The organism is Shinella sp. M27 (assembly GCF_049199905.1).
Classification (GTDB): domain Bacteria; phylum Pseudomonadota; class Alphaproteobacteria; order Rhizobiales; family Rhizobiaceae; genus Shinella.
The window spans coordinates 1-3,362 of the sequence record NZ_JBLZPK010000023.1; the positions used below are offsets into that span (position 1 = coordinate 1).

Consider the following 3,362-nt stretch of genomic DNA (forward strand, 5'->3'; position numbering starts at 1 on the left):
GGCCGGCGAGAGGCCGAAATCGCGGCTGTGCTTCTCGTAGATCGCGAGATCCGGCTTGATCAGGCCGACTTCACCCGAGACGGTCACGCCGCGCGGCATGTCGAGGAAGGGAAACAGCTTTCGGGCTTCCTTGAACGTATCGGCTGCGAAATTCGTCAGCATGGTCACGTCGCGGCCTTCCTGGATCAGCGCCTCCATGATCGCGACGCTCTCGACATAGGCATGCGAGACCATCTCATGCCAATATTTGCGGAAGGCGCGGATGTGTTCCACCCGGTCGGGATGCGCCTCGATCAACAGCGCCTCGGCATCCTCCCACTTGCGGCCGCGATCCTGCTCCAGGTTCCAGTCGTGCGTGCAGACATTGGTGAAGAACCAGTTGCGCTGGGCATCGTCGGGAATGAGACGGGTGAACGGGATATGCGGATCGTAGTGGATCAGCACCTTGCCGATGTCGAAAACGATGTGGCGGATTTCGATGCTGGTCATGCGGTCCTCGTCTTTTCGAATGCGTCGGGTATGGCCTGTTTTATTGCCTTCTTCATGACGGTCGGCAGAGCCTCGCCGTCGAGCGTCGCCTTCGGCTGCCACCATCCGGCGCCCTTCGCCGTGCCGCGCGGCACGCGCGAGCGATAGACGGTGAGGCGCAGCTCGAAATGCGTGAAGACATGGGTGACGGTGCCGGTGGCGTGCCAGTCGGCCGGAAAAGGCGCGGCGGTGGTTGCGGTGTCGCCATCGACGCGCGCCGTCCAGGCGCTGCCCGGCACTTCCGTCATGCCGCCGAGCAGGCCGCTCTCGATGCGCTTGCGCAGAAACACCGCGCCGTCCTCGTCTTCAGCCACGAAGGCAGCCCCCAACCGCACCGGCTTCTCCTTCTTCGCCGCCTTGCGCGGAAAAAGTTCGGGATCGTCGCGGCCAAGCACACGACAATCCACATTGAGCGGACAGAGCGCGCAGGCCGGCCGGCGCGGCGTGCAGATCGTGGCGCCGAGATCCATCATCGCCTGGGCGAAATCGCCCGGCCGGTCCTCCGGCGTCATGGCGGCGACAAGTGCCCGCATTTCCGGCTTTGCCGCCGGAAGCGGCGTCTCGATGGCATGGAGGCGCGAGATGACGCGCTCGACATTGCCGTCGAGCACGGCGCTCTTGCGGTTGAAGGCGATGGCGGCGATGGCGGCAGCGGTATAGTCGCCGATGCCGGGCAGGGCCTTCAGCCTATCCTCCGTATCGGGAAACACCCCGCCATGCTCGAAGGCGACCGCCTCGGCGCATTTCTTGAGATTGCGCGCACGGGCATAATAGCCGAGCCCCGCCCAGGACTTCATCACATCCTCGTTGTCGGCCTTGGCAAGGTCCGTAACCATCGGCCAGCGCGAGGTGAAGAGCGCGAAATAGGACTTTACCGCCTGCACCGTCGTCTGCTGCAGCATGACCTCCGACAGCCAGATGCGATAGGGATCTGGTCTCACCCCGGCCGCCGCCATCGACGGGCTGACGCGCCAGGGCAGGTCGCGATGGTGCTTGTCGTACCAGGCGAGGATAAGGTCGGCGGGCGCCATGGTCCGATGAGCTTGGGTCATGATTTGCCTGAACGGGATCGAAGGGCCTATAACTGGCGGACTGATCCGCGATCTTCAAGTGCTTCGCGGCAGAAACAGGAATATTTTCCCTGAGCAGTTCCGCAAAAGTGTGAAGCGGTTTTGCGATCGGAACTGCGTCTGAAAAGACAGGTAAAGCGTGAACAAAAACGTCCAGCAAAAGCCGCGCCGCGGCATTGTGCAGATCAGCGAAGTGGCCAATGGCCTCATCGATCCGGTGCTCGCCAAGCGCGCCGGCATCAACACGATGCTGCTGGGCTCATGGGACGAGATCGCCGGTGCGGAATTCGCCGAATGCACCCGGCCGGAGCGCATCGCCTGGCCGCGCCGCGCCTCCGAAATGGCGGGCGAGGGCGGCGGCTACCAGGCGGGCGTGCTGACGATCGCCTGCGAGGGCGCGCGGGCACTCTTCCTCAGCCACCAGCAGGGCGAGATCATCCAGCGCATCAACGGCTTCTTCGGTTTTCCGGCGGTCAACCAGATCAAGATCGTGCAGAAGCCGGTCAGCATTCAGAGCAACCGCCGTCCCAAGCCGCGTCCGCTGACGGGGGCGGCCGCCCAGCATCTCGATCATCTCGTCGAAGGCATCGAGGGAGACGCGCTGAAGGCGGCGCTGAAGCGGCTCGGCACGGCCGTGCTCGGCCGGCGCAAGTGAAGCGCGAAAGCCCGCGCCTGCAACCATCGAACGGTCACAATTCTTTGAAGTTACTAGCCTTAACTCCGCTTGTTCCCGCCCCAAAGCAGGTATAACGGGAGAGCCGAGAGCAAATCCGGACGCTTGTCAGCGGTTTTCGCCCGGAATTGCGCTAAGAGATTTCGAATCCCATTCCTTCCCACAGGAGAGACCATGTCCCTTTCCGAAATGAGCCTGATGAAGCGCCTCTTCTCCGGCGTCGCCGTCGCGGCGCTTGCCGTGACGCTGGCCGCATGCAGCGACGAGAAGAAGGAGACCGCCAAGGCTCCTGAAACCAGCCAGACGACGACGGAAAGCGCAAGCTCGACGCCGGCCACCTCGACGGAAACGAAGACCGAGACCGCCACGACGCCGACGACCACGACGACGGAATCGAGCACGGCGAGCGGCACGGCTGCGACCACGACCACCACGACGACCGAAACTGCCCAGAAGCCTGCCGCTGAAGCCAAGGCTGCCGAAGTCCCCACGTCCGAAGGCGATGTCGACATGGCGGAAGTGCTCAAGCCCGGCGCGCTGCCCGACATGGCGCTCGGTGAGGCGAATGCTCCCGTGACGATCGTCGAATACATGTCGACGACCTGCCCGCATTGCGCGGCCTTCCACAACAACACTTTCGACGCCATCAAGGCGAAGTATGTCGATGGCGGCAAGGTCCGCTTCATCGTGCGTGAATTCCCCTTCGATCCGCGCGCTGCCGCCGCCTTCATGCTGGCGCGCTGCAACCCGCAGGACACGACGAAGCTGACCGAAGCCGGCCAGTATTTCCCCATGCTTTCCATGCTGATGAAGCAGCAGGAAACCTGGGCTGCCGCACAGGATGGCCGCGAAGCGCTGCTGCAGATGTCCAAACTCGCCGGTTTTACACAGGAGAGCTTCCAGGCCTGCTTGACGAACCAGAAGCTTCTGGATGATGTGAACGCGGTACGCGAGCGCGGTGCCAAGGACTTCGGCGTCGCGGCGACCCCGACCTTCCTGATCAACGGCAAGCGCTATTCGGGGGACATGTCGGTTGACACCATGTCGGCCCTCATCGACAGCATGCTCTGATCCTTCTACCGGTTTTGAAG

At 63.3% G+C, this 3,362-nt stretch carries 4 protein-coding genes; 2 read left to right on the forward strand and 2 right to left on the reverse strand.

Annotated features, from left to right (window positions below; translation table 11 throughout):
• Positions 1-489: HAD family phosphatase (locus ACOZK4_RS08485; RefSeq protein ID WP_421591507.1), on the reverse strand; the 489-nt coding region annotated here is incomplete at its 3' end.
• Positions 486-1,580 (reverse strand): A/G-specific adenine glycosylase, encoded by a 1,095-nt coding sequence (gene mutY, locus ACOZK4_RS08490; RefSeq protein WP_421591508.1) that lies wholly within the window; start codon positions 1,578-1,580, stop codon positions 486-488. The genes ACOZK4_RS08485 and mutY, both read right to left, overlap by 4 nt.
• Before the next feature lie 157 nt (positions 1,581-1,737).
• On the opposite strand from mutY, the gene ACOZK4_RS08495 reads away from it, so the two are divergent.
• Both ACOZK4_RS08495 and ACOZK4_RS08500 read left to right on the forward strand, forming a co-directional pair.
• Entirely contained in the window at positions 1,738-2,253 is a 516-nt protein-coding gene (locus tag ACOZK4_RS08495) for a DUF721 domain-containing protein (RefSeq protein ID WP_421591509.1), read from the forward strand.
• Positions 2,254-2,445: 192 nt separating this feature from the next.
• Positions 2,446-3,342 carry a DsbA family protein gene (locus ACOZK4_RS08500; RefSeq protein ID WP_421591510.1) on the forward strand — a complete coding sequence of 299 codons (897 nt, stop codon included), beginning with the start codon at positions 2,446-2,448 and terminating at the stop codon, positions 3,340-3,342.
• The last annotated feature ends 20 nt before the right edge of the window (positions 3,343-3,362 follow it).

Excerpts from the sequence above, each read along its gene's own strand:
- mutY (WP_421591508.1), bottom strand. The coding sequence starts at position 1,580 with ATGACCCAAGCTCATCGGACCATGGCGCCCGCCGACCTTATCCTCGCC.
- ACOZK4_RS08500 (WP_421591510.1), top strand. The coding sequence starts at position 2,446 with ATGTCCCTTTCCGAAATGAGCCTGATGAAGCGCCTCTTCTCCGGCGTC.